General features: G+C 72.9%; 20 protein-coding genes. 11 read left to right on the forward strand and 9 right to left on the reverse strand.

Going from position 1 to position 24,895, the window contains the following annotated elements:
• A partial coding sequence (locus ACFWB8_RS31425) for a PspC domain-containing protein (protein ID WP_385234710.1) occupies nt 1-651 on the reverse strand: 651 nt, incomplete at its 3' end.
• Between the two features lie 131 nt (nt 652-782).
• Here ACFWB8_RS31425 and ACFWB8_RS31430 point away from each other — a divergent pair.
• From ACFWB8_RS31430 to ACFWB8_RS31440, 3 genes are all read left to right on the forward strand, one after another.
• Nucleotides 783-2,075, forward strand: coding sequence for a PspC domain-containing protein (locus tag ACFWB8_RS31430; protein ID WP_385234713.1), 1,293 nt, complete (start codon nt 783-785; stop codon nt 2,073-2,075).
• A complete protein-coding gene (locus tag ACFWB8_RS31435) occupies nt 2,072-2,767 on the forward strand; it encodes a LuxR C-terminal-related transcriptional regulator (protein WP_385234716.1) in 696 nt (231 codons plus the stop codon). The genes ACFWB8_RS31430 and ACFWB8_RS31435 overlap by 4 nt, the downstream gene beginning before the upstream one ends.
• Before the next feature lie 92 nt (nt 2,768-2,859).
• Nucleotides 2,860-3,972: an alpha/beta hydrolase gene (locus ACFWB8_RS31440; RefSeq protein ID WP_385234719.1), complete on the forward strand. Its 1,113-nt coding sequence runs from the start codon at nt 2,860-2,862 to the stop codon at nt 3,970-3,972.
• A gap of 6 nt (nt 3,973-3,978) precedes the next feature.
• Here ACFWB8_RS31440 and ACFWB8_RS31445 read toward each other — a convergent pair whose 3' ends face one another.
• From ACFWB8_RS31445 to ACFWB8_RS31455, 3 genes are all read right to left on the reverse strand, one after another.
• Nucleotides 3,979-5,019, reverse strand: a complete 1,041-nt coding sequence (locus tag ACFWB8_RS31445) for an NlpC/P60 family protein (protein ID WP_385234722.1) — start codon at nt 5,017-5,019, stop codon at nt 3,979-3,981.
• Between the two features lie 150 nt (nt 5,020-5,169).
• Entirely contained in the window at nt 5,170-5,523 is a 354-nt protein-coding gene (locus ACFWB8_RS31450; protein ID WP_385234724.1) for a hypothetical protein, read from the reverse strand.
• Nucleotides 5,524-5,576: 53 nt separating this feature from the next.
• Nucleotides 5,577-6,470 (reverse strand): alpha/beta fold hydrolase, encoded by an 894-nt coding sequence (locus ACFWB8_RS31455; protein ID WP_385234727.1) that lies wholly within the window; start codon nt 6,468-6,470, stop codon nt 5,577-5,579.
• Nucleotides 6,471-6,624: 154 nt separating this feature from the next.
• Here ACFWB8_RS31455 and ACFWB8_RS31460 point away from each other — a divergent pair, with 154 nt between their 5' ends.
• Complete coding sequence (locus tag ACFWB8_RS31460; RefSeq protein ID WP_385234730.1) at nt 6,625-6,927, forward strand: ArsR/SmtB family transcription factor; 303 nt, start codon at nt 6,625-6,627, stop codon at nt 6,925-6,927.
• 293 nt (nt 6,928-7,220) lie between these two features.
• Nucleotides 7,221-9,737, forward strand: a complete 2,517-nt coding sequence (gene pcrA, locus ACFWB8_RS31465; protein WP_385234733.1) for a DNA helicase PcrA — start codon at nt 7,221-7,223, stop codon at nt 9,735-9,737.
• A 72-nt stretch (nt 9,738-9,809) separates the two neighbouring features.
• On the opposite strand, the gene ACFWB8_RS31470 is transcribed toward pcrA, so the two are convergent.
• Together ACFWB8_RS31470 and ACFWB8_RS31475 are read right to left on the reverse strand one after the other, a co-directional pair.
• Nucleotides 9,810-11,336 carry a M23 family metallopeptidase gene (locus tag ACFWB8_RS31470; protein ID WP_385234736.1) on the reverse strand — a complete coding sequence of 509 codons (1,527 nt, stop codon included), beginning with the start codon at nt 11,334-11,336 and terminating at the stop codon, nt 9,810-9,812.
• A 221-nt stretch (nt 11,337-11,557) separates the two neighbouring features.
• On the reverse strand, nt 11,558-12,343 hold the full coding sequence (locus tag ACFWB8_RS31475) for an esterase/lipase family protein (protein ID WP_385234739.1): 786 nt from the start codon (nt 12,341-12,343) through the stop codon (nt 11,558-11,560).
• A 176-nt stretch (nt 12,344-12,519) separates the two neighbouring features.
• Between ACFWB8_RS31475 and ACFWB8_RS31480 the strand changes: the two genes are divergently transcribed.
• A complete protein-coding gene (locus ACFWB8_RS31480) occupies nt 12,520-12,921 on the forward strand; it encodes a cobalamin B12-binding domain-containing protein (protein ID WP_385234742.1) in 402 nt (133 codons plus the stop codon).
• Nucleotides 12,922-13,169: 248 nt separating this feature from the next.
• Here the strand turns inward: ACFWB8_RS31480 and ACFWB8_RS31485 are convergent, their stop codons facing one another.
• Nucleotides 13,170-14,771, reverse strand: coding sequence for a DUF5691 domain-containing protein (locus tag ACFWB8_RS31485; RefSeq protein ID WP_385234744.1), 1,602 nt, complete (start codon nt 14,769-14,771; stop codon nt 13,170-13,172).
• Nucleotides 14,772-14,954: 183 nt separating this feature from the next.
• Nucleotides 14,955-16,316: an SWIM zinc finger family protein gene (locus ACFWB8_RS31490; RefSeq protein ID WP_385234747.1), complete on the reverse strand. Its 1,362-nt coding sequence runs from the start codon at nt 16,314-16,316 to the stop codon at nt 14,955-14,957.
• A gap of 134 nt (nt 16,317-16,450) precedes the next feature.
• Between ACFWB8_RS31490 and ACFWB8_RS31495 the strand changes: the two genes are divergently transcribed.
• The 5 genes from ACFWB8_RS31495 to sucD all read left to right on the forward strand — a co-directional run bounded on the left by ACFWB8_RS31495 (nt 16,451) and on the right by sucD (nt 23,700).
• Nucleotides 16,451-17,557, forward strand: a complete 1,107-nt coding sequence (locus tag ACFWB8_RS31495; protein WP_385234750.1) for an AAA family ATPase — start codon at nt 16,451-16,453, stop codon at nt 17,555-17,557.
• The gene (locus ACFWB8_RS31500) at nt 17,554-19,866 is read left to right on the forward strand and encodes a DUF5682 family protein (protein ID WP_385234753.1); all 2,313 of its coding nucleotides are present in this window, start codon (nt 17,554-17,556) and stop codon (nt 19,864-19,866) included. The genes ACFWB8_RS31495 and ACFWB8_RS31500 overlap by 4 nt, the downstream gene beginning before the upstream one ends.
• 326 nt (nt 19,867-20,192) lie before the next feature.
• Nucleotides 20,193-21,311, forward strand: a complete 1,119-nt coding sequence (locus ACFWB8_RS31505; RefSeq protein ID WP_385234765.1) for a VWA domain-containing protein — start codon at nt 20,193-20,195, stop codon at nt 21,309-21,311.
• Between the two features lie 301 nt (nt 21,312-21,612).
• A complete protein-coding gene (gene sucC, locus ACFWB8_RS31510) occupies nt 21,613-22,791 on the forward strand; it encodes an ADP-forming succinate--CoA ligase subunit beta (RefSeq protein ID WP_385234756.1) in 1,179 nt (392 codons plus the stop codon).
• A gap of 21 nt (nt 22,792-22,812) precedes the next feature.
• On the forward strand, nt 22,813-23,700 hold the full coding sequence (gene sucD / locus ACFWB8_RS31515) for a succinate--CoA ligase subunit alpha (protein ID WP_385234759.1): 888 nt from the start codon (nt 22,813-22,815) through the stop codon (nt 23,698-23,700).
• 76 nt (nt 23,701-23,776) lie between these two features.
• Here the strand turns inward: sucD and ACFWB8_RS31520 are convergent.
• Nucleotides 23,777-24,895 (reverse strand): RNA polymerase sigma factor (locus tag ACFWB8_RS31520; RefSeq protein ID WP_385234762.1); only part of this gene is annotated, 1,119 nt, incomplete at its 5' end.

A 24,895-nucleotide genomic window follows, 5' to 3' on the forward strand; every position in this document is an offset into this window, starting at 1 on the left:
GGGCGGGGCCGCGGCGGTGGCGGCCGAATCGTCCGGGCCCCACAGGTACCCGCTGGACCCGACCGGGCCGGTGGTGCCGTCCTTGACCAGCGGATCCCGCCACCAGGACGGGCCGCCCGGGGTGGGCGGCGCCTTCGTCTCGGGCGGCGCCTTCGTCTCCGCGGCAGCGGTGCGGTGCGCGGCCGCCGCGGGGGCCTGCGCCTGCGGGGCGGGGGCGCTGCGGCGGCGCTGCGACCAGTACGAGGACCCGCCCAGCGCGAGCACGACCAGGACGGAGAAGACCGCCAGGCCGCCGTTGTCCAGCATCGACAGGAACAGCGCGCAGCCCACCAGCGCGGCGAACACCGCCGCCAGGGTCGCGCCCTCGACCCGGCCCGTCAGCAGCTTCTTGGCCTCGCTGTCGTCCTCGCCCTCCAGGGGCAGCAGCAGCCACGCGAAGCCGTAGAAGATCAGCCCGACACCGCCGGTGACCGCGAGCACGCCCAGCACGATCCGGAAGACGACCGGGTCCAGGTCGAAGTACCGGCCCAGGCCACCGCACACGCCGGCCAGTACCTTGTCGCGCTTGCTGCGGCGCAGCAGCGGACGCTCGGCAGGCGGCGGGGCGGCGGCGCCGGACCCGGCCGGCGGGGTGTCGTGCACTTCGGTCATGCGTCCATGGTGACGGGCCGCCGACCCTCCTGACATCCGGCCCGACCCTGGGACAACCCTGATATCCCCCGGACAGAAGTGGGGGGCCGCCCTGATGCCGGGCGGCCCCCGCGCGTGTGACCATCGTTGACATGCCCGCCGTCGCCGCCCCCCGTATCCCGCACGCACCCGATTCCGACGAAGTCCCGCAGCGCAAGCTCTACCGCAGCGCCGACGGACGGATGCTCGGCGGCGTCGCGCGCGGACTCGCCGGGCACCTCGGGCTGCCCGTCATCTGGGTACGGCTCGCCTTCCTGCTGCTGTTCATGTGGGGCGACGGCCTCGGCATCCTGCTGTACGCCGCGTTCTGGGTGTTCGTACCGCTCGGCGTCGGCGGGCGCACCGGGCACCGCTCCTTCTTCGAGACCCTCCCCGACGGCACGCGCCGTCTGCGCAAGCCCGAGCGCGGCCAGATCACCGCCCTGATCGCCTTGTGCATCGGCGCCGGCATCTTCATCTCCAAGGTCCAGCTCGGCGGCGCGTCCGGCCGCTACGTGTGGCCGACGCTGCTGGTCGGGGCCGGGGTGGTCCTCGTATGGCGGCAGGCCGACAACGCCCGCCGCGCCCACTGGAACGAGGCCGTCGGCCGCCACGGGCGGCTGTTCCAGGTCGCCCGCGCGCTCGCGGGCGTCGCGCTGGTCGGCGTGGGCCTCACCGTGTTCATCGTCGTACGCGGCTCCGCGGCCCAGCTGGGCAACGTACTCACCGCCACCCTCGCCGTCCTCGTCGGCGTCGCCCTGCTCGCCGGACCCTGGCTGATCCGGATGACCCAGGACCTCTCCGAGGAGCGCCTGATGCGCATCCGCGCCCAGGAGCGCGCCGAGGTCGCCGCCCACGTCCACGACTCCGTGCTGCACACCCTCACCCTGATCCAGCGCAACGCCGAGGACGTCGGAGAGGTACGCCGCCTCGCGCGGGCCCAAGAGCGGGAGCTGCGGAACTGGCTGTACAAGCCCGAGGGCACCGGCAAGGACGAGGCCGAGGAACCGGCGACGCTGGCCGAGGCCGTGAAGAAGACCGCCGCCGAGGTGGAGGACCACCACGGCGTCCCCATCGAGGTCGTCGTCGTCGGCGACTGTCCGCTCGACGACAGGCTGGGCGCACAGATCCAGGCCGCGCGCGAGGCGATGGTCAATGCCGCCAAGTACGGTGGCGAGGGCGGGCCGGTGCAGGTGTACGCCGAAGTGGAGGGCCGGACGGTGTTCGTGTCCGTACGCGACCGCGGACCGGGCTTCGACATCGACGCGGTACCGGACGACCGGATGGGCGTACGAGAATCGATCATCGGCCGGATGCAGCGCAACGGCGGGACCGCACGGCTGCGGTCCGCGCCCGACGGCGGCACGGAAGTCGAGCTGGAGATGGAGAGGGCGGCAACGGCATGACCGAGACCGAGGGCAGCGCTGTGACGGAGACCAGGAGGGTCCGCGTGGTGCTCGTCGACGACCACCGGATGTTCCGTACGGGCGTGCAGGCGGAGATCGGCGAGACCGGACGGACCGGGGTCGAGGTCGTCGGCGAGGCGGCCGACGTGGACCAGGCCGTCACCGTCATCACCGCCACCCGCCCCGAGGTGGTGCTCCTCGACGTGCACCTGCCCGGCGGCGGCGGCGTCGAGGTGCTGCGCCGCTGCGCCCCGCTGATGACGGCGGCCGAGAACCCGGTGCGGTTCCTGGCCCTGTCGGTGTCGGACGCGGCCGAGGACGTCATCGGGGTGATCCGGGGCGGCGCGCGCGGGTACGTCACCAAGACCATCACCGGCACCGACCTGGTGGACTCGGTCTTCCGGGTGCAGGACGGGGACGCGGTGTTCTCGCCGCGGCTGGCCGGCTTCGTGCTCGACGCCTTCGCCTCGACGGACGCGCCCCCCGTGGACGAGGACCTGGACCGGCTCACGCAGCGCGAGCGCGAGGTGCTGCGGCTGATCGCGCGCGGGTACGCGTACAAGGAGATCGCCAAACAGCTCTTCATCTCGGTGAAGACGGTGGAATCGCACGTCTCGGCGGTGCTCAGGAAGCTCCAGCTCTCCAACCGCCACGAGCTGACCCGCTGGGCGACGGCCCGCCGGCTGGTGTGACCCCGGGAGGGTCTTCCTCCCGGCCGATGTGACCCATGCCGCAGGCGTTTCGGGCAACCGGGGCGTGTCGCGCGGCCCTCTTCGTTGCCGTGATGAGCCTGACGGGGACCCCCCTTTTCGCGACGGCGGTCGCGCTGACCGCGATCGCCGTCCTCCTGCCGCTGCTGCTGTGGAGCAAGGCGCGCGGGCCCGCCGTCGTACGGGTCGCCACCCGCGCCTCGATGGTGGTGTTCGCCCAGGCCACCGCCATCGCCCTGGTGTTCATCGGGGTCAACCGGGACATGACCTTCTACGCCTCCTGGGGCGACCTGTTCGGCACCGGCAAGTACGTCACCGCGGCCCCCGACCTGGGCGCGGACGGACTCGGCGGGAAGAAGGCCGCGGAGGTCAAGGCGGAGCCGAAGGTGCACCAGGCCTTCGAGGTGGTCGACGGCCTCGGCGGGCGGGTCAGGAAGACCGAACTCGACGGGAAGATCTCCGGGGTCAAGGGCGACGTCATGGTGTGGCTGCCGCCGCAGTACGACGACCCGGCCTACAAGGACAAGAAGTTCCCGGTGGTCGAGCTGATCCCGGGCATACCCGGGACGGGCAAGTCCTGGTTCCAGGGCCTCAAGGCGCACCAGGTGCTGGAGCCGCTGATGAAGGAGGGCAAGGTCAAGCCCTTCATCCTGGTCTCCCCGCGCGCCATGCTGCTCGGCAACGCCGACACCGGCTGCGCCAACATCCCCGGCAAGGTCAACGCGGACAGCTGGTTCAGCGTCGACGTCCGCAAGATGGTCACCGACAACTTCCGCGCCTCGGACGACGCCCGCACCTGGGGCGTGGCCGGGTACTCGGCCGGCGCGTACTGCGCCGCCAAGCTGGCCATCGCCCACCCCGACCGCTACAGCGCGGCCGTGTCCCTGTCGGGCTACAACGACCCGGGCCAGGAGCCCTCCTCGCTGGTCGCCAAGGACCCGCAGCTGCGCGCCACGCACAACCTGAAGGCCGTACTGGGGGCCGCGCCCAAGCCGCCGGCGGTCTCGCTGTGGATGTCGGGGGCCGAGCAGGACGGCTACCTGTCCGGCATGGACCTCAAGGCGATCGCGAAGAACCCGACCGTGGTGCACGCGGAGAAGGTGACCGGCGGCCACAACCTCGACTCGTGGTCGAAGCAGTTGCCCCAGACCTTCCAGTGGCTCAGCGGTGTGGTCAAGGCGCCGTAGCGACCGTCAGGCGGGGCGGGAGGCTCCGGCCCACGGCATCGAGTCGATCGGGGCCAAGCGGACCGTCGAACCGGGCCGGGGGGCGTGGATCATCTGGCCGTTGCCGATGTACAGGCCGACGTGGGTGACCCCGGAGTAGAAGAACACCAGGTCGCCGGGGGCCAGCTGGTCGCGCGAGACGCGCTGCCCGGCGTTGATCTGGGTGTAGGTGGTGCGGGGCAGCGAGACCCCGGCCGCGCGCCAGGCCGCCTGGGTCAGTCCCGAGCAGTCGAAGGAGCCCGGCCCCGTCGAGCCCCAGACGTACGGCTTGCCGATCGCCCCGTACGCGAAGGCCACGGCGCGGGCGGCCCGCGATCCGTCGGAAGGCGGCGGGGCGGTGTGCTGCCCGCCGGCGGGGGCGCTGCCTGTGGAGCGGGCCTCGTACGCGGCCCGCTCCTCGGCGGTGAGCCGGGCCAGCAGCCGGCGGGCGGCGTCGAGCTTCCCCTCGATCTCGGTCTTGCGGTCGGCGAGTTCGGCCTGCCGGGCGCGCAGGTCGGCCAGCCGGCCGGCGGCCCGGTCCTTGAGCTGTCCGACCTCGTCGAGCCGGTGGCGTACGGAGGAGATCGCGGCGGCGTTGCGGTCCCCGGCGCGGGTGATGAAGGAGGCCCGGTCCAGGTACCCCTGCGGGTCGTCGGCCATCGCCAGCTGGACGGCGGCGCCCAGGGTGCCGTTGCGGTACTGGGTGGCGGCCAGCGAACCGAGCGCGCTGCGGGCGGTGTTGAGCTGGTCGGTCTTGCGGGCGGTCTCGTCGCGCAGGCCGGTCAGCGCGCGCTGGGCCTCGTCGGCCTTCTCCTTCGCCCCGTTGTACTGGTCGGTCGCGGCCTCGGCCTCCTCGTAGAGCCGGTCCACCTCCGTCTTGACCTGGGAGGGCGTCGGCTGGGGGTCGGCCTGGGAGGTTCCTTCGAACGCGGTGGCGGTGGCAGCGCCCGCGAGGGCGAGGGTGGCGGCGGTCGTGCGTACGGTGCCGCCGGAGAACGGGCGCTGCCTGGGCTTTCGATGACTGGCCACGAGGGCCTCACGTCCTTCCTCTCCCGGTGCCTGTCGGCACGTGCCGGGTGCTTGGAGGAGGACGCTAGACCCGAAGGTAACGGTCGGATGACGAGATGATCGTAAGTGGCCCGATGCGGCCGAAACTGTCGCTTCCGTATCGCGGTGAGGTCAGTGCCAGAGGACGGCGATGAAGATATTGACCATGGTCAGCCCGCCGACCGCACCGAACAGGGCCTTGTCCACCCGCTCCTCGTCGCGCTTGACGTAGACGAGGGCGAGGACCACGAAGAGGATCGCGAGCTTCACGCCGATCTTGATGTGGTCGAGGTGGCCGCCGTCCATCTGGCGGAAGCCGACGAGCAGGACGCCCGTGACGAGCATGGTCAGCGCGCCGTGCAGCATCGCCGGCACGAAGCGGGCGGTGCCCGCGCCCATCGCCTTCATCTGGGTCAGGAACCCGCCGAGGAGCGAGGCTATCCCGATGATGTGCAGGCCGAGGAAGATGTTGATCAATACAGTCATGGCTCGAGCGTACGGGGCGGCCGGCGGCGGCTTTACGGCGGGTTTGGGGTGGTTCAGCCGAGGAACTTCACCAGCGCGGCCGTGACCGCCTCCGGCTGCTCCTCCGGGAGGTAGTGCCCGCTGCCGTCGATGCGTACGACCTGCGTGTCGGTGCCCAGCTTTGGCACCGCGCGGGTCAGCAGCTCGTAGTTGCTGAATTCGCCGCCGAGGGCGAGCAGCGGCGCGGTCACCGGGGCGTAGCCGGCGAGGTCGGCGATGTCCTGGGTGAAGGCCCGGTACCAGTCGTTGCTCGCCCGGATCGCCTCCGGGGAGTCGTACGCGGCCGCGTACACCGCCCGGGAGTGGGCGTCGATGGCGGCGGGATCGGTGGCGGCGCGGGAGAACAGCCAGTCCAGCAGGACGTGGTAGCGGCCGGCGAGCAACTGCTCGGGCAGGTCCCGCACCTGGTTGAAGGCGAACCACCACTTGTGGATCCGCCCCGGCTCGGGGAGCAGCGGCTGCCGGGCCCAGTCGGGGTCGGGGTGCGCGACGTCGAGCAGGGCGACCCGGCCGGTGGCCTCGGGGTGGTTGGCGGCGTGGGCGTAGGCGACCATCGCGCCGATGTCGTGGCCGGCGATGTGGGCGGAGCCGATGCCGAGGTGGGCGAGCAGGGCGCGGACGTCGGCGGCCATCGTCTTCTTGTCGTAGCCGCCCTCGGGCTTGGCGGAGCCGCCCATGCCGCGCAGGTCGACGGCGATCACCCGGAACCGGCGGCCCAGCTCCGGCAGCACCTTGTGCCACTGCCACCAGGTCTGCGGCCAGCCGCCGAGCAGGACGAGCGGCTCGCCGCCGCCGTTGGTCACGTAGTGCAGGCGCGTCCCGTTGACCTCGGCGTGGTGGCTGGAAAAGCCCCCTTCGAGGGAGGCCGCGAGTGCGGCGTCGTCGAGGGGGGTAGCGGTGTCGGGCATGGGGTGTCCTCAGGGGGCTGGGTGTGCGTCCGGTGCGGCTGGGCGTGTGCCGCCGACCGTACGAGAATCTCGTACGGCCGGACTGTACGAGATTCTCGTACGGTCTGGCAATGGCGTCGGGTACATCCGTACGAGTTCTGCGTACAGTGAGGGCATGCCTGCCGCTGCCGAGCTGACCCACCCCACCGCCGACCGCCTCGAACTCGTCGAGGTCCTCGCCGCGCTCGGCCACCCCGTCCGGCTGGAGATCGTCCGCAAACTCGCCTCCGGCGAGGCGGCCTTCTGCGGCGAGGTCGTCCCGGACCTGCCCAGGTCGAGCGTCACGCACCACCTCAGGACGCTGCGCGAGAGCGGGGTGATCTGCCAGCGGCCCCAAGGCCGCAAGCTCTACCTCGCGCTGCGCAGGGACGACCTGGAGCAGCGCTTCCCGGGGCTGCTGGAGCTCGTGCTCGGCTGAGCCGGCCGGCGGCCCGCCCGCGGTCAGCCCGGCCGGACGCTGCCGTGGATCGGCTGGTAGAAGATCGAGTCCTCGCGGACGTACGCGCCGGGCGTACGAGGACACGGGCCGGCACCTCCTTCCGGTTGGCGGAGCACGCTAGCGCCGGAGGGGGTTCCTCGGAAGGGTCCGGGTGCACATGCGGCCGCTCCCCATCCGATCCGCCGCCGGTTCCCCGCCGATTCCCCTCCGATTCCTCCGATTTTCCGGGCCCGGGACCGGCTGTCGGTCCCGCCCCCTAGACTCGGAAGGCGATGAGCAGCCTCTTTGACGACAGTTTCCTGGCGGACCTCTCCCCCTCCGACGAGGTCCCGCCGCCGCCCGAGGATCACCCCGCCCCGGACACGGGCGCGGACGATCTCTTCGGCGGCCGGTTCGACGTACCCATGTCCGGGGACGCGTACTACCGGGACGGCGCCCCCAGGCCCGTCATCGACCCGGCGACGCTCCTGCACGGGCTGAACGAGGAGCAGGCCGCGGCCGTGGTGCACGCGGGCTCGCCGCTGCTCATCGTGGCCGGAGCCGGTTCGGGCAAGACCCGGGTGCTGACCCACCGCATCGGACACCTGCTGTCCGCGCGCGGCGTCCACCCCGGCCAGATCCTGGCGATCACCTTCACCAACAAGGCCGCCGGCGAGATGAAGGAGCGCGTCGAGAGCCTGGTCGGGCCGCGCGCCAACGCCATGTGGGTGTCCACCTTCCACAGCGCCTGCGTCCGCATCCTGCGCCGCGAGTCCAAGCGGCTCGGTTTCACGTCCTCGTTCTCGATCTACGACGCGGCCGACTCGAAGCGCCTGATGGCGCTCGTCTGCCGCGACCTGGACCTGGACCCCAAGAAGTTCCCGCCCAAGGCCTTCAGCGCCAAGATCTCGAACCTGAAGAACGAGCTGATCGACGAGGACGCCTTCGCGGGTCAGGCCGTGGACGGTTTCGAGAAGACGCTGGCCCAGGCGTACGCGATGTACCAGGGGCGGCTGCGCGAGGCGAACGCGCTCGACTTCGACGACATCATCATGACCACGGTGCACCTGCTCCAGGCGTTCCCGGAGGTCGCCGAGCACTACCGGCGCCGCTTCCGGCACGTACTGGTCGACGAGTACCAGGACACCAACCACGCCCAGTACACGCTGGTGCGCGAGCTCGTCGGCACCGGCTACCCGGACCTGCCGCCCGCCGAGCTGTGCGTGGTGGGTGACGCCGACCAGTCGATCTACGCCTTCCGCGGCGCGACCATCCGCAACATCCTCCAGTTCGAGGAGGACTACGCGGACGCGACGACGATCCTGCTGGAGCAGAACTACCGCTCCACGCAGACGATCCTGTCGGCCGCCAACGCGGTGATCGAACGCAACGAGAACCGCCGGGCCAAGAACCTGTGGACCCAGGCCGGTACGGGCGCGGGCATCACCGGCTACGTCGCGGACACCGAGCACGACGAGGCGCAGTTCGTCGCCGACGAGATCGACCGGCTGACGGACGCGGGCGACGCCAAGGCCGGCGACGTCGCGATCTTCTACCGGACCAACGCGCAGTCCCGTGTGTTCGAGGAGATCTTCATCCGCGTCGGGCTGCCCTACAAGGTCGTCGGCGGAGTGCGGTTCTACGAGCGCAAGGAGGTCCGCGACGTCCTCGCGTACCTGCGCGTACTGGCGAATCCGGAGGACAACGTCCCGCTCCGCCGCATCCTGAACGTGCCCAAGCGCGGTATCGGCGAGCGGGCCGAGGCCATGATCGACGCGCTCGCCATGCGCGAGAAGATCACCTTCCCGCAGGCGCTGCGGCGGGTGGACGAGGCCTTCGGCATGGCCGCGCGCTCGACGAACGCGGTCAAGCGGTTCAACGTCCTGATGGAGGAGCTGCGGACCATCGTCGATTCCGGCGCGGGCCCGGCCGTGGTGCTGGAGGCGGTGCTGGAGCGTACGGGCTACCTGGCCGAGCTCCAGGCCTCGACCGACCCGCAGGACGAGACGCGGATCGAGAACCTCCAGGAACTGGCGGCCGTGGCCCTGGAGTTCGAGCAGGCGCGGGAGGCGGCGGCGGCTGAAGCGGCCGAGACCGGCGCCCCGGCTCCCGGCAGCGGGACGCTCGCCGAGTTCCTGGAGCGGGTCGCGCTCGTCGCCGACTCGGACCAGATCCCGGACGAGGACACCGAAGGCACGGGCGTCATCACGCTGATGACCCTGCACACCGCCAAGGGCCTGGAGTTCCCGGTGGTCTTCCTGACCGGCATGGAGGACGGGGTCTTCCCGCACATGCGGGCGCTGGGCCAGACCAAGGAGCTCGAGGAGGAGCGCCGCCTGGCGTACGTCGGCATCACGCGTGCGCGCGAGCGGCTCTACCTGACCCGCTCGAGCATGCGCAGCGCGTGGGGCACGCCCTCGTACAACCCGCCGTCGCGGTTCCTCGAGGAGATCCCGGCCGAGTACCTGCAGTGGAAGCGCACGGGCGCGGCGCAGAAGCCGGCCGGCCCGATGCGCAGCTCGGGGTACGGGTCTTCGGGCGGGGGCAAGGCGACGTTCGGGACCTCGCCGGAGTCGTTCCTGTCCTCGTCGCGCACGAAGTCGGGCCCGTCCGGGTTCGCCACGCGCCGGGCCGCCGACAAGCCGGTCATCGCGCTGGTGGTCGGGGACCGGGTCACTCACGACCAGTTCGGGCTGGGCACCGTCATGGAGGTCAAGGGAGCCGGCGCGGACGCGCAGGCCACCATCGACTTCGGGGACGAGAAGCCCAAGCGGCTGCTGCTGCGCTACGCGCCGGTGCAGAAGCTGTAGCGGGGGCGGCGGGCGGGGGCGGCGGGGGCTTCCGCTTCGGCAGTCTCCGCTTCGGCTGGGCCGGGGGAGGCCCTAGTTCGGGTCCAGGTCGTGGCTGCGGAGCCACGGCAGGGGGTCGATCGCGGCCCCGCCGCCGGGCCGGACCTCGAAGTGGAGGTGCGGTCCGGTGGAGTTGCCCGAGTTGCCGGAGTACGCGATGACGTCGCCGGCCTTGACCTTCCCGGAGCGGATCTTGGTGCTGCTCAGGTGGCAGTACCAGGTCTCGGTGCCGTCGGCCGCGGTGACTATGGCCATGTTCCCGTAGGCGCTGTTGAACTGGGTGCGCACGGTGCCGTCGGTGGCGGCCATGACCGGAGTGCCGTAGGAGACCGGGAAGTCGATACCGGTGTGCACGGACATCCACATGCCGCCGGCCTGCCCGAAGGTGGCGCTGAGGCCGTGCTGCTCGACGGGGATCGCGAACTTGGGGCGCGCCGCCTCCTTGGCCGCGGCCTCCTCCGCCTTCCTCTTCTTCTCGTCCTCCTGGCGCTGGTGCAGGTCGATGCGCTCCTGCGTACGGCTCGCGCGGTCCGCGAAGTCGCCCGCGTCGGCGCTGAGCGCGGCCAGTTGGGTGTCGAGCTTGCTGTTCGCCGCGACCGGCACCACCGAGGCCGGGTCGGGCGCGGCCATGGTGGTGGTGGAGTCGTCGGCCGGCATGTCGGCGCCGGTGAGCCCGCCCACGGAGGCGGCGGCGACTCCCGCGACGCCCATCACGCAGGCCGAGGGCACGGCCACCGTGAGCAGGGCGGAACGCTTCGCCGGAGTCCGGCGGCGGCTGTTGCCACCGCTGCTGCTCTTCGCGGCGGCGGGCTTGGCCGAGGACTTCGCCGAGGACTTCGCCGAGCCCTTGGCGCCGGCGCGGCGCGAGGGACGGGGTTCGAGCGGCGCCGCCGCGGACGTGACCGGCATGGCCTGCGTGGGCAGGTCGTGCACCGGGTCGACGTCCGGGGCCCCGTCGCCGCCGTCTTCGGTGCCGTCTTCGATGACCTCGAACACGGCGGTCTGGCTGTAGGCCTCGGCGGTGTAGTCGTACGCGGGCTGCTGCTCGGGCTGCTGCTCGGGCTGGTACGCGTAGTCGTACGTGTACTCGTAAGCCTGGTGTTCCTGCTGGGGTTGTTCCTGCGGAACGGTGTTCCAGGCGGTGGCGCCGGTCTCAGTACCGGGACCGGTACCGGTCATCGTGCTGTAGCCCGGCATGGACCAGTTTCCGGTCGCGGTCTGGTCCACGGAGGTGGTGTCGTAGCCGAAGTCCGTGGCCTGGTAGTCCGTACTCGGCGTGTTCCAGGCACTCGCATCCCACTGGCCCGTGGCGTCCTCGGGGACGCCCTGGGCGGGGATGGTCGACAGGTAGCCGTCCTGGGAAGGATGGGCGTAATTCTCCTGCGTGGTCCAGGCGGTGGTGTCGTACGCACCCGTGTCATATGACCCGTAAGCAGCGTAGTTGTATCCCTGCCCCTGGGTTTCATAGGAAACCTGAGGCGAGTCACCAGCGAAAGTGGTGGTGGAAAGGCCGTCATACCCGTAATCGGGGTACTGGCCCGACGAGGGGCGGTCGTTCACCAACTTCTCTTTCGCCTCGGCAGTGGGGGCCTGGGTGGCCGAGGAATGTGATGTTCCTCGGGGAGAGCAGTGGCGTGACTGTACCCGGCGGTTACTGGCAACGACAATCTTCCGAGGCGTCCAGGATCGGGGGAACCGGGCATTCGGCCGTCTTTCGGTCGCTGGAAGACGCAGCCTTGGCCTTGAGTTCGAAATTCGTTCGAGTGTCGGCCGGTTGGTGTTCAGGCGACCGATGCGGTTCCGGGGCGCGCGACCGCGGCCAGGCCGGGGCCGTCCAGGGCGCGCCGGACCGCGGCAATGACACTCGGGTGCGCGGGCAGGGCGAGATGGCCGATGCCGGTGACCTGCACGTTCTCCGTGATCAGGTCGGGGTGCTCGATCCGGGCCGTCCCGGTCGGGGCCATCAGCACGTCGAACTCGCTCCAGAACGCTACGCATCGGGTCCGGCAGCCGGGCGCGGGTGCGCGCAGTTCCGCCATCACCTCGGAGTCCGGGCGCATCTGCCGGACCAGCGGGTGCGCGTCCAGGAACGGGGCGACGCGGGTGCCGGAGTGCGGGGTGCCGAGGGTGACGAGCGTGCGCACGCGGGCGTCGCCGCCGAGGCGCTGGACGTAGTACCGCCCGACCAGTCCGCCCAGGCTGTGCCCGACCAGGTCCACCCGCTCCTGCCCGGTGCGCTCGCACAGCTCCTCGACGCGGCGGGCGAGGTGGCGGGCGGTGACGCGCAGGTCGCGGATGAAGGGGGAGTAGTTGTACGCCTCCACCTGCCGGCGGCCGCCCGCCCCGAGGGCGCGGCGCAGCAGGACGAAGACGGAACGGTTGTCGGTGAAGCCGTGCAGCAGAAGGACGGGCGCCCGCTCGCCGACGGCCGCGCCGGGCTTCTCCTGGCGTACGCCGGTGGGATAGAGCAGGAGGTGCCCGCCGAGTACGATCGCCTCGAGAATTCCGGCCCGCAGGGCGGCCCCGGATGCGGACACGGGTATGAACACGGGTACGGACAGCCCCATCGACGGCCTCCCCTAAGCCTCTTGGGACCGCGACGGGTCACGCCACCGTGCCGTGCGGCTGTCGGCGCGGTGGCGCGGCACGCCATCCCACGTGTGATTTCCCCCTCGTGGTTGACCGCGAAACGGCGGCGTGCGCGATGCTGTACTTAACGTTCGTTCACTCGGGAGGCAGTGCGATGGGTGTGACCGGTCCGATCCGTGTGGTGGTTGCCAAGCCGGGTCTCGACGGCCATGACCGCGGTGCCAAGGTGATCGCGCGGGCCCTGCGGGACGCGGGCATGGAGGTCATCTACACCGGCCTCCACCAGACCCCCGAGCAGATCGTGGACACCGCGATCCAGGAGGACGCCGACGCGATCGGCCTGTCCATCCTCTCGGGCGCGCACAACACGCTGTTCGCGCGCGTGCTGGAGCTCCTGAAGGAGCGCGACGCGGAAGACATCAAGGTCTTCGGCGGCGGCATCATCCCGGAGGCCGACATCGAGCCCCTGAAGGCGAAGGGCGTCGCCGAAATCTTCACCCCGGGCGCCACGACGACCTCGATCGTCGACTGGGTCAACGCCAACGTCCGCCACTAGCCCCCGGCGGCACCCCCGCCGCCGCCCCGGAGCCCGGCTCCGACCCTGGGCGCCAGCCGCGCCTTAGGCCCGGGCCCTGCCTCCCCGGCCGCCCCTGGCCGGGGAGGCCTCGGTCCCTGGCCCGGGCCTCCCCGGGCCGCCAGGCCCAACCCCTGGCGCTGGCCCCCCCCAGCCTCCGGCCCTTCGGCCCCCGGCCCCCAGCCCCCGGCCTCCGCTGCCTGGGTGCTGGTCGGGTGGGGCGGGGCGGGTCAGGGTGGGGTGAGTTCCGCGAGCATCGTCGCTCTGAGGCGGAGGGTGGCGGTGAGGCGTTGGAAGGCTTCCGTCCAGTAGGCCGCCGCGCCGGGGGAGGGGTCCGTGGGGTCCAGGGGGTTCTGCGGGGTGGCCGTCAGGGAGTCCAGGCGGTCCGCCGCCGCGGGGTCCAGGCAGCGTTCCGCCAGGCCCATCACCCCGCTGAAGCTCCACGGGTAGCTGCCCGCCTCGCGGGCGTTGTCCAGCGCGTCCACCACGGCTTCGCCCAGGGCCCCCGCCCACGGCACCAGGCACGCCCCGAGCAACTGGAACGCCTCCGACAGCCCGTGGGCCCGTATGAACTCCGCCACCCACTCCGCCCGTTCCCCCTCGGGCAGGATCGACAGCAGCTTCGCCCGTTCCGCCAGCGAGGCCGTCGCCGGGCCCGCCGCCGGCGGCGCGGACGCCGAGCCCAGCAATGCGTGCGACCACAGCGGATCCCGCTGCCGCACCGCCGCCCGGCACCACGCCGCATGCAACTCCTCGGCCCAGCCCTCGGCCACCGGAAACGCCACGATCTCCGCCGGGCCGAGCCCCCCGAACCGCTCCCGCCAGCAGGACAGCGGCGCCGCCTCCACGAGCTGGCCCAGCCACCAGGCCCGCTCCCCGCGCCCGGCGGGCGGCCGCTTCACCACGCCGTCGCGCAGCATCCCCCCATCGCACTCGGCCGGCGGGTTCACCCCCTCGGGCCCCACGCAGGCCAGCGCCCGCTCCGCCATCCGCCCGGCCAGCGCCGAGCGCGGGAGCGCGGACAGCAGCTCGGCGGCCGTGGCCCGGACATTGCGGCTGCGGTCGCCCAGCGCCGCCTCCAGGAACGGCTCGTCCCCCTCCGACAGCCCCACCCGCAGCGAGTCGAGGAACATCAGCCGGTCCTCGGCCCGCTCGGTGGCCCAGGTGGTCTCCAGCAGCCGCACCGCGGCCGCCGCCTCATGGGCCCGTACGGCGCCCAGTAGCGCCACCCGCTCCGCGAACAGCCCCTCCTGCCACAGCAGTTCCACCCCGGCCGCATCGGTGACGGCGGGCAGTTCCCCCGCGCCGCCCGCCCCGCCGCGCAGCGCGAACCGCCAGTCCGGATTGAGCCGGGCCAGCCACAGCCCGCGCACCCCGGCCAGGGCCAGCGCCTGCGGCCGCAGGTCCGTACGGGCCCGCGCGGTGTCCAGCAGCGCGGGCACCAGCGCGGCCGGCGCCCGGTAGCCGTGCCGGCCGGCCGCGGCCAGCCACTGCGGCAGCAGCTCGGTCAGGTCCGGGGCGGCCCCCCGCCGCCCGCCGCTGCCCGCGGCGGTCCGCCCGGCCAGCAACTGCGCGAGCCGGCGCCGAGCCGCCTGCGGCGGTGCCGGACGCGGATCCCGTGGCGCGGGATCCGGTCGCGGGCCCGCCTCGCCGGGCCGCAGTCCGGCCCGGCGCCGTACGGTGAGCACGGCCGCCGCGTCCAGCAGCGCCTCCGGACTGCCCTGTCGCCGCTCGGTTCCCAGCAGCGCGGCGCCGACCAGTTCCTCCCAGTCCCCCTGAATCGGGTCCGCGTCCGTGTGCGTGCCCGTATGCGTATGCGCGTCCGTATCCATCTGGTCCCGCCCTTCCTCTGTGCCCCCAGCTCCGGTCCCGCCCCCTCCGCGGGACCGGAGCAGTCCTCTCCCCGTAACGCGTGTCTCAACTCGCGTGGTTGTCGTCCACAGCAGCCCCCCGGCTCACTCGTTTCGAATCGTCACGTCGGCGCCCCCGCGCCGCCGCTTCCTCCAAGCCCCCGCTCAGACCAGCGCCACCGGCTCCGAGGAGCCCGCCTGCCAGGCCGTGAGCGGGGTGAAGCCGCGGTGTCCGCACTCGCCGAACACCGTCACCGGGTCACCCCCCGAGAGCGCGGCCAGCTGCCACAGACCCGCGCGGGAACGGCCCGCGGACCCGCTGAGCGGTACCGGCAGGGCGGACGTCCCCTCCGCGTCCGCCACTTGCCAGCCGGCGTCGTCCCCCGAGGGGCCCGGTATCGGCACCACCGGGCCGAGCACCACCGGCCAGGACTCCAGCCACGGGTCCGCGGTCAGCGCCGCCCCGTACGCCTCGAGCGCCGCGCCCGTACTCACCCCCACGGGCGCCGCCCCGCACGGCTCGGCCGCCGCGAACCGCTCCCCGAGGTCCGCCCGCAGCCCCGCCGAGCCGGGCCGGAAGCGGGCTTCCGCTTCCAGTGCCAGTCCGACGGGCAGGGCGAGCCCCGGAGGCCGCCCGGGCGGGCCGAAGTCCAGCACCAGGGCCGGCCTCCCGCTCGCCAGCCCGCGCAGCCATGTCCGGCGGGTGATGAGCCGTCCGTCGGGCGAAGCCGTGTCGTACTGGGCCAGCACGAGCCAGCGGTCCCGTACGACTTCCTCCTCCCCCTCCGCCGACGACGGCAGTCCCACCCGGCCGCGAACCGTGGCGGCCAACGGCTCCGGCAGGTCCGAAACCCCCAGCCAGGCCCGGTCCAGCAGGTGCAGCAGCGCCGCCTCCTCCAGCATCCGGGCGGGCCAGCCCGGGCCGCAACTGGGTATCGTCCCCAACTCCCGCGCCCGCGCGGCCAGTCCGGGCGCCTGGGCGTCGACCATCCGCGCGGCGGTCTCCTCCCAGGCCGCGTACCCCGCCTGCTCCTGCCCGGCGAGGCCGCCGCGCAGCAGATCGGCGAGCCGCTGCTCCAGCTCGGTGACGCCCGCCCCGATCCGCGCCGCCCGTCGCTCGGCCCGGCGTCGCGCAGCCTCCGGATCGGCCGGCCCGGCCGCCGCGGCAGCGGGACGCGCGGCCTTCGCCGCCCGCTCCGCCAGCCACTCGCCGGCCCAGTCGGGCGCCCCGGCGGGCTCGCCCAGCCCCTCCGCGGCCCAGAGCAGCAGCAGCCCCAGCGCGTGCTTGCACGGGAACTTCCGGCTCGGGCAGGAGCACTTGTACGCCGGACCCGCGAGGTCCACGACCGTCCGGTACGGCGTACTGCCGCTGCCCTTGCACAAGCCCCACACCGCACCGGAAGCGGAACCTCCGGTCTGTGACCACGGACCCGCCCCTCCCAGCCTGCCTCCCGCCTTGCGTGATGCATCGTCAGGAGCCAGAGCCAGTACTTGTTCCGCCGTCCAGCGGACCCCCTGCTCAGTCATGTGAACCACCGTAGAGACCCCCACTGACAATCGCTCTGACCTGCAACAACGGCTTTGTCAGGGGGCGTTGTCAGTGGCGTGGTGCACCGTGGTCCCAGCAGTCGGAAGCGGCTGCCGAGCATTGGAGGGGGACCATGACCACGACCGGGAACGGCACCGACGCCGAGGCACTGCGACCGCACGCCGAGGACGCCTTCGCGCACGAACTGAAAGCCCTGGCGGCCGCCGACGACCGGCCCCGCCCGGCCCGCTGGAAGCTCTCCCCGTGGGCCGTCGCGACGTACCTGCTCGGCGGCACCCTCGACGACGGCACGGCCATCACGCCCAAGTACGTCGGCCCGCGCCGCATCGTCGAGGTCGCCGTCACCACGCTCGCCACCGACCGGGCGCTGCTGCTGCTCGGCGTCCCCGGCACCGCCAAGACCTGGGTCTCCGAGCACCTCGCCGCCGCCGTCAGCGGGGACTCCACCCTCCTCGTCCAGGGCACCGCCGGCACCCCCGAGGAGGCCATCCGGTACGGCTGGAACTACGCGCGCCTCCTCGCCCACGGCCCCAGCCGCGAAGCGCTCGTACCGAGCCCGGTCATGCGCGCCATGGCCGACGGCATGACGGCCCGCGTCGAGGAGCTCACCCGCATCCCCGCCGACGTACAGGACACCCTCATCACCGTCCTGTCCGAGAAGACGCTCCCGATACCGGAGCTCGGCCAGGAGGTGCAGGCCGTCCGCGGGTTCAACCTCATCGCCACCGCCAATGACCGCGACCGCGGGGTCAACGAGCTCTCCAGCGCGCTGCGCCGCCGCTTCAACACCGTCGTGCTGCCGCTGCCCGCCACCGCCGACGCCGAGGTCGACATCGTCGCCCGCCGCGTCGACGAGATGGGCCGCGCCCTCGACCTGCCGGCCGCGCCCGAGGGCCTGGAGGAGATCCGCCGTGTCGTCACGGTCTTCCGCGAGCTGCGCGACGGAGTCACGGACGACGGCCGCACGAAGGTCAAGTCGCCCAGCGGCACCCTGTCCACCGCCGAGGCCATATCGGTCGTCACGGGCGGCCTCGCCCTGGCGGCCCACTTCGGGGACGGCGTCCTGCGCCCCTCCGACGTGGCCGCCGGGATCCTCGGGGCCGTCGTGCGCGACCCGGCCGCCGACAAGGTGGTCTGGCAGGAGTACCTGGAGGCAGTGGTCCGCGAGCGCGACGGCTGGAAGGACTTCTACCGCGCCTGCCGGGAGGTGACGGTATGAGCCCACAGGCTCCGGCGGCCGCGCTGACCGAGGGGCCGCTGCTGCTCGGCGTACGGCACCACGGGCCCGGCTCCGCCCGCGCGGTGCGGGCCGCCCTCGACGCGGCGCGGCCGCGGGCCGTACTGATCGAGGGACCGCCCGAGGGGGACGCCCTGCTGCCGCTGGCCGCCGACCCCGGGATGCGGCCGCCCGTCGCCCTGCTCGCGCACGCCGCCGACGACCCCGGCCGGGCCGCGTTCTGGCCGCTGGCCGGCTTCTCCCCGGAGTGGGTCGCCATTCGCTGGGCGCAACGGCAGGGCGTACCGGTCCGGTTCATCGACCTCCCGGCGGCGCATTCGCTGGCCGCCGGGTGGGAGCCGGGGGATGCGGGCGAGCCGGATTCCGTACGGGTCGACCCGCTCGCGGTACTGGCCGGGACCGCCGGGTACGACGACCCCGAGCGCTGGTGGGAGGACGTCGTCGAGCACCGGGGGGCCGCCGGGCCCGCGGACCCGCTCGGCGCCTTCGAGGCGCTCGGCGAGGCCATGGGCGCCCTGCGCGAGGCGTACGGGGACGGCGGCCACCGCCGGGACCTGGTGCGCGAGGCCCACATGCGCCAGCGGATGCGCGCCGCCGGACGGGAGTTCGGCGAGGACTACGCCGTGGTGTGCGGGGCCTGGCACGTCCCCGCACTGCGCGCCAAGACCACCGCGGCCGCGGACAAGGCGCTGCTGGTCGGCCTGCCCAAGGTGAAGGTGGAGACCGCCTGGGTGCCCTGGACCCACCGGCGCCTCGCCCGCGCCGGCGGGTACGGGGCGGGCATCACCTCGCCCGGCTGGTACGCGCACCTCTTCGCCGCCCGGGACCGGCCCGTCGAGCGGTGGCTGACCAAGGTCGCCGGCCTGCTGCGGGACGAGGACCGGCAGGTGTCCTCCGCCCACGTCATCGAGGCGGTCCGGCTCGCCGAGACCCTGGCCGCGATGCGGGGACGGCCGCTGCCGGGGCTGACGGAAACCCTGGAGGCGGTACGTGCGGTGATGTGCGACGGCTCCGACATACCGCTCGCGCTGATCGAGGACCGGCTCGTCGTGGGGGACGTGCTCGGCGAGATCCCCGACGGGGCGCCCGTCGTACCGCTCCAGCGCGACCTGACGCGGCAGCAGCGCTCGCTGCGGCTCAAGGCCGAGGCGCAGGACCGGGAGCTGGAGCTCGACCTGCGCAAGGACGCGGACGCGGCCAAGTCGCTGCTGCTGCACCGGCTGCGGCTGCTCGGCATCGACTGGGGCAGACCCACGGCCTCCCGGGGCAGCACCGGCACCTTCCGCGAGACCTGGCGGCTCCGCTGGGAGCCGGAGCTGGCGGTGCGGGTCGCCGAGGCAGGCATATGGGGGACCACCGTTCTGGCGGCGGCCACCGCCAGGGCCGAGGCGGACGCGGCGGGCGCGGGGGAGCTGGGCGAGGTCACCGCGCTGGCGGAGCGGTGCCTGCTGGCCGGGCTGTCGCAGGCGCTGCCGGCCGTACTGCGGGCGCTCGCCGACCGGGCCGCGCTGGACACCGATGTGGCGCGGCTCGCCAAGGCCCTGCCGGCGCTGGCCCGTTCACTGCGGTACGGCGATGTCCGTGGCACCGACGCGGCCGCGCTGGGCACGGTCGCGGCCGGGCTCGCCGAGCGGATATGCGTGGCCCTGCCGTCGGCCTGCGCGGCCGGCTTGGACGCCGACGCGGCGGCGGAGCTGCGGGGGCACGTGGACGGGGTGCACGGGGCGGTCGGGCTGCTCGCCGGTGCGGATGCCGGTGGCGGTGGCGACGGCGGTGCCGGGCTGCGGGGGCGTTGGCCGGCCGTACTGCGCACGCTGGCCGGGCGGGACGGCATACCCGGGCTGATCCGCGGCCGCGCCGCCCGGCTGCTGCTCGACGACGGGCGGCTGCCGCCCGAGGAGACGGCCCGGCTGATGGGGCTCGCGCTGTCCCCGGCGTCCGCACCGGCGGACGCGGCGGGCTGGATCGAGGGCTTCGCGGGCGGCAGCGGGGGCGGCGGCACCCTGCTGGTGCACGACGACCGGCTGCTCGGGCTGATCGACGCGTGGCTGCTGTCGGTGCCGGAGGGCGCGTTCATCGACGTACTGCCGCTGCTGCGGCGGACGTTCGGAGCGTACGAGCCGGGAGTCAAGCGGACCCTGGGCGAGCTGGTCCGCCGCGGACCCGCGGCCCGGTCGGCCCGCTCGTCGCGCGGCTTCGCCCCGGAGGGCTTCGCCCCCGACCTGGACCCGACCCGCGCCGACGCGGCGGCGAGCCTGGCCCGGCGCCTGCTCGCCGCGGCCCCCGGCTGAAGCCCCGGCGGGGCTGGATGGGCTGGACGGGGGCCGATGGGCCGGATGGGCCGGCAGGGCCAGTGGGCCGGCGGGCCTACGGGGCTGCGCAGGCAGGAGGTGGGCCAGACGGGCTGGATGGGGGGCCGGTGGGCCGGTGGGGCCATGAGGCGGAGCAGGTCGGCGGCGTGGGTCGTCGGACATGACGAGTGCAGGGGGACGGACAGATGACCAGTACGGAGAACCGGGCGGTGTCCCGAGAGGCCGGGGCGACGGGCGGTGTGGGTACGGAGACGGACGGCAGTGGCCCCGGCGCCGCCGGGGGCGAGCGGCTGCGGCGGTGGCGGATGGTGCTGGGCGGGGGAGAGGGGGACGGGACCGGGTGCGCGCTGAATGGGCGGGACGCGGCCATGGACGCGGCGCTCGGGGCCTTGTACGGGGGACCGGGCGGCGGGGCGGCCGGGTCCCGGAAGGCCTCGGGGGAGCGGGCGGCCGGGCTCGGCGGGTCCGCGCCCAACGTCGCGCGCTGGCTCGGGGACATCCGTACGTACTTCCCCGGCTCGGTGGTCCAGGTCATGCAGCGGGACGCCATCACCCGGCTCGGCCTGTCCGCGCTGCTCCTCGAACCGGAGATGCTGGAGGCCGTCGAGCCGGACGTCCACCTGGTCGGCACCCTGCTCTCCCTCAACAAGGCGATGCCCGAGACCACGAAGGAGACCGCGCGGGCCGTGGTCCGCAAGGTGGTCGAGCAGTTGGAGAAGCGGCTCGCGACCCGCACCCGGGCCACCCTCACCGGCGCGCTGGACCGCTCCGCCCGGATCAGCCGTCCCCGCCACCACGACATCGACTGGGACCGGACCATCCGGGCGAACCTGAAGAACTACCTGCCGGAGTACCGCACGGTCGTGCCGGAGCGGCTCATCGGCTACGGCCGGGCCGCGCGGGCGGTGAAGAAGGAGGTGATCCTCTGCATCGACCAGTCGGGTTCCATGGCGGCCTCCGTCGTCTACGCCTCCGTCTTCGGGGCGGTGCTCGCCTCGATGCGTTCGATCGCGACCCGCCTGGTCGCCTTCGACACCGCCGTGGTCGACCTGACCGACCAGCTGGACGACCCCGTCGACGTGCTCTTCGGCACCCAGCTCGGCGGCGGCACCGACATCAACCGCGCCCTCGCCTACTGCCAGTCGAAGATCACCCGGCCCGCCGACACCGTCGTGGTCCTGATCAGTGATCTCTACGAGGGCGGCATACGCAACGAAATGCTCAAGCGGGTCGCGGCGATGAAGAGCGCGGGTGTGGAGTTCGTGACCCTGCTCGCCCTGTCCGACGAGGGCGCCCCTGCCTACGATCGCGAACACGCCGCGGCCCTCGCCGCGCTGGGCGCCCCGGCGTTCGCCTGTACCCCCGACCTGTTCCCGGAGGTAATGGCCGCGGCACTGGAGAAGCGCCCCCTCCCGGTGCCCTGACCGAGCCCCCGGCCGACCGTCGCCGCAGTCCCGACCGACGCCCCCGTACACCGGCAGATCACACGAAGATGCAGTTCAACCGTGAGGCGATCTGTGACAGGTATCACCGCTCAGGTGTGATCTGCGATTTAGGGACCAACGTCCCACGGGGATAACCTGCGGGACGGACATGCCGCGTCCACGGTCACCGTGTGCGCTCCCCTTGTGACAGCGCCGTCACGTTGCCCTCCGCGGCACGCCCACGCAGATAGCAGACAACCGCGAATCACTGCGAATCTTTGAAGACAAGGGACGGACGCGCGTGGACCTGTTCGAGTACCAGGCGAGGGACCTCTTCGCCAAGCACGGTGTACCGGTGCTGGCCGGTGAAGTGATCGACACGCCTGAGGCGGCGCGCGAGGCCACGGAGCGGCTGGGCGGCAAGTCGGTCGTCAAGGCGCAGGTGAAGGTCGGCGGCCGCGGCAAGGCCGGTGGCGTCAAGCTCGCCGCCACCCCGGACGAGGCCGTCGCCCGTGCGACGGACATCCTCGGCATGGACATCAAGGGCCACACGGTCCACAAGGTGATGATCGCCGAGACCGCTCCGGAGATCCTGGAGGAGTACTACGTCTCCTACCTCCTCGACCGCACCAACCGCACCTTCCTGGCCATGGCCTCGGTCGCGGGTGGCATGGACATCGAGCAGGTCGCCGAGGAGACCCCCGAGAAGCTCGCGAAGGTCCCGGTGAACGCCAACGAGGGCGTGACCATCGAGAAGGCCCGCGAGATCGTCGCCCTGGCGCAGTTCCCGGCCGAGGTCGCCGAGCAGGTCGCCGAGGTCCTCGTGACCCTGTGGGCGACCTTCATCGCCGAGGACGCGCTCCTCGTCGAGGTCAACCCGCTCGCGAAGGTCGCCTCCGGCGACGTCATCGCGCTCGACGGCAAGGTCTCGCTCGACGAGAACGCCGAGTTCCGCCAGCCGGGCCACGAGGAGTTCGTGGACCACGCGGCCGCGAACCCGCTCGAGGCCGCCGCCAAGGCGAAGAACCTCAACTACGTCAAGCTCGACGGTGAGGTCGGCATCATCGGCAACGGCGCGGGTCTCGTCATGAGCACCCTCGACGTCGTCGCGTACGCCGGCGAGAACCACGGCGGCGTCAAGCCCGCCAACTTCCTGGACATCGGCGGTGGCGCCTCCGCCGCCGTCATGGCCAACGGTCTCGAGATCATCCTCGGCGACCCGGACGTCAAGTCCGTCTTCGTCAACGTCTTCGGTGGCATCACCGCCTGTGACGAGGTCGCCAACGGCATCGTCCAGGCGCTGCAGCTGCTCGAGGACAAGGGCGAGGCGGTCACCAAGCCGCTGGTCGTCCGTCTCGACGGCAACAACGCCGAGCTGGGTCGCAAGATCCTCTCGGACGCCAACCACCCGCTGGTCCAGCGCGTGGACACCATGGACGGCGCGGCCGACAAGGCCGCCGAGCTCGCGGCTGCGAAGTAAGGGCAGAGGTCACAGACTCACATGGCTATCTTCCTCAACAAGGACAGCAAGGTCATCGTCCAGGGCATGACCGGTGCCACGGGCATGAAGCACACCAAGCTGATGCTGGCTGACGGCACCAACATCGTCGGCGGCGTGAACCCGCGCAAGGCCGGCACGACCGTCGACTTCGACGGCACCGAGATCCCGGTCTTCGGGTCGGTCGCCGAGGCGATGGAGAAGACGGGCGCCAACGTCTCCGTCCTCTTCGTCCCGCCGGCCTTCGCCAAGGCCGCCGTCGTCGAGGCGATCGACGCCGAGATCCCGCTGGCCGTCGTCATCACCGAGGGCATCGCGGTGCACGACTCCGCCGCCTTCTGGTCGTACGCGACCGCCAAGGGCAACAAGACGCGGATCATTGGCCCGAACTGCCCGGGTCTGATCACCCCCGGCCAGTCCAACGCCGGCATCATCCCGGGCGACATCACCAAGCCCGGCAAGATCGGTCTCGTGTCCAAGTCCGGCACGCTGACCTACCAGATGATGTACGAGCTGCGTGACATCGGCTTCAGCTCCGCCGTCGGCATCGGTGGCGACCCGGTCATCGGCACCACGCACATCGACGCCCTCGAGGCGTTCGAGGCCGACCCCGACACCGAGCTGATCGTCATGATCGGCGAGATCGGCGGCGACGCCGAGGAGCGTGCGGCGGACTTCATCGCGAAGAACGTCACCAAGCCGGTCGTCGGCTACGTCGCGGGCTTCACCGCCCCCGAGGGCAAGACCATGGGCCACGCCGGCGCCATCGTCTCCGGCTCCTCCGGCACCGCGCAGGCCAAGAAGGAGGCCCTCGAGGCCGCGGGCGTCAAGGTCGGCAAGACGCCGACCGAGACGGCCAAGCTGGCGCGCGAGATCCTCGCCGCCCGGTAGTAGTCGTGCAGTGACGGGCGTGGCCCGCACCCTGTGAGGGGTGCGGGCCACGCCCGTTCGCGTTTCCGCCCGTCCGCTATTCGCCCTTGGGGTGGATGCGGGCGGTTCCGGCGGACGGATCGCCCCGCAGCTTGTCGTGCAGCTGCCGTCCCTTGTCGGTGAGCTGCTGGGGGCCGCTGAGCGGGGGTACGCCGGAGACGCTCGCGCCGGGGGATTGCGGCGGAACGAAGCCGGTGGGCGCGGTCGCGGCCGTGTACGCCGTCGCGGTCGCGATGACCGCCGTCAGGCCGAGGGCGGCGCGGGTCCACAGCCGGATGCGGTGCTCGCCGGCGGTGCGTACCTCGGCGGCCGGGCGCGGCTGGAGCGGTACGGCCGGGCGCAGTGACCCCAGCCGGTCGCGCAGCACGGCGGACTGTTTCTCGGGCGCTGCGGCGGCCAGTTCGGGGAGCAGGTCGGCGAGCTCTTCGTGGGCGTGGACCAGGCGGCTGCCGGCCGTGGGAGTAGTGGCCTCGGTCTCGGCGGCGGTGTCGGGGAGGTCCAGCCCGACACCGTCGTAGAGCAGGACCGTACGGCGGTGGGCCGGCGGCAGCGCGAGCATGGCGTCCAGCAGGATCCGGTCGGCGGGGTCGGCCGGGGGCTGGTCGGGATGCCGGTGCGTGCGGCGGAGGTGACGCCAGGGGGAGAGGGCGTGCTCGTACGTCACCGAGCGCACCCAGCCCACCGGGTCGGGGTCGGTGGCGACCTCGGGCCACTGCTGCCAGGCCTGGTGGAAGGCCCGCTCGACGGACTCCAGGGCGAGGGCGCGGCGGCCGGTGAGCAGGTAGGCCTGGCGGGCGAGGGCGCCGGCGGCGCGGGCGTAGAGCAGGTCGAAGGCCGTCGCCGCCGAGGCCTCCGCGGTGGGCTGCGCCTCCGCGGTGGGCTGCGGCTGCGGGGCGGGGGCCGTCTGGTGGGCCGTCAGGGCCGAGGGCTGTACGGGGTACGCGGGCTCGGCGGTACCGGTCGCCCCGGCGGCGATGCGGGCGGCCTCGTCGTGTTCGCCGTCGTGGGCCCGGCAGGACGCGGTGTCGATGGCGATGAGGGCCCGGGTCATCAGGGACGGCGCCCGTGACAGGTTGAGGGCCTGCTTCTGGGTCTCGTAGGCCCGGTCGGTCTCGCCCAGGAGGGTCAGGGCCTGGCTCATGTGGACGTGGTGCTT

This window comes from Streptomyces sp. NPDC060031 (genome assembly GCF_042736805.1).
In the GTDB taxonomy this organism is placed as follows: Bacteria; Actinomycetota; Actinomycetes; order Streptomycetales; family Streptomycetaceae; genus Streptomyces.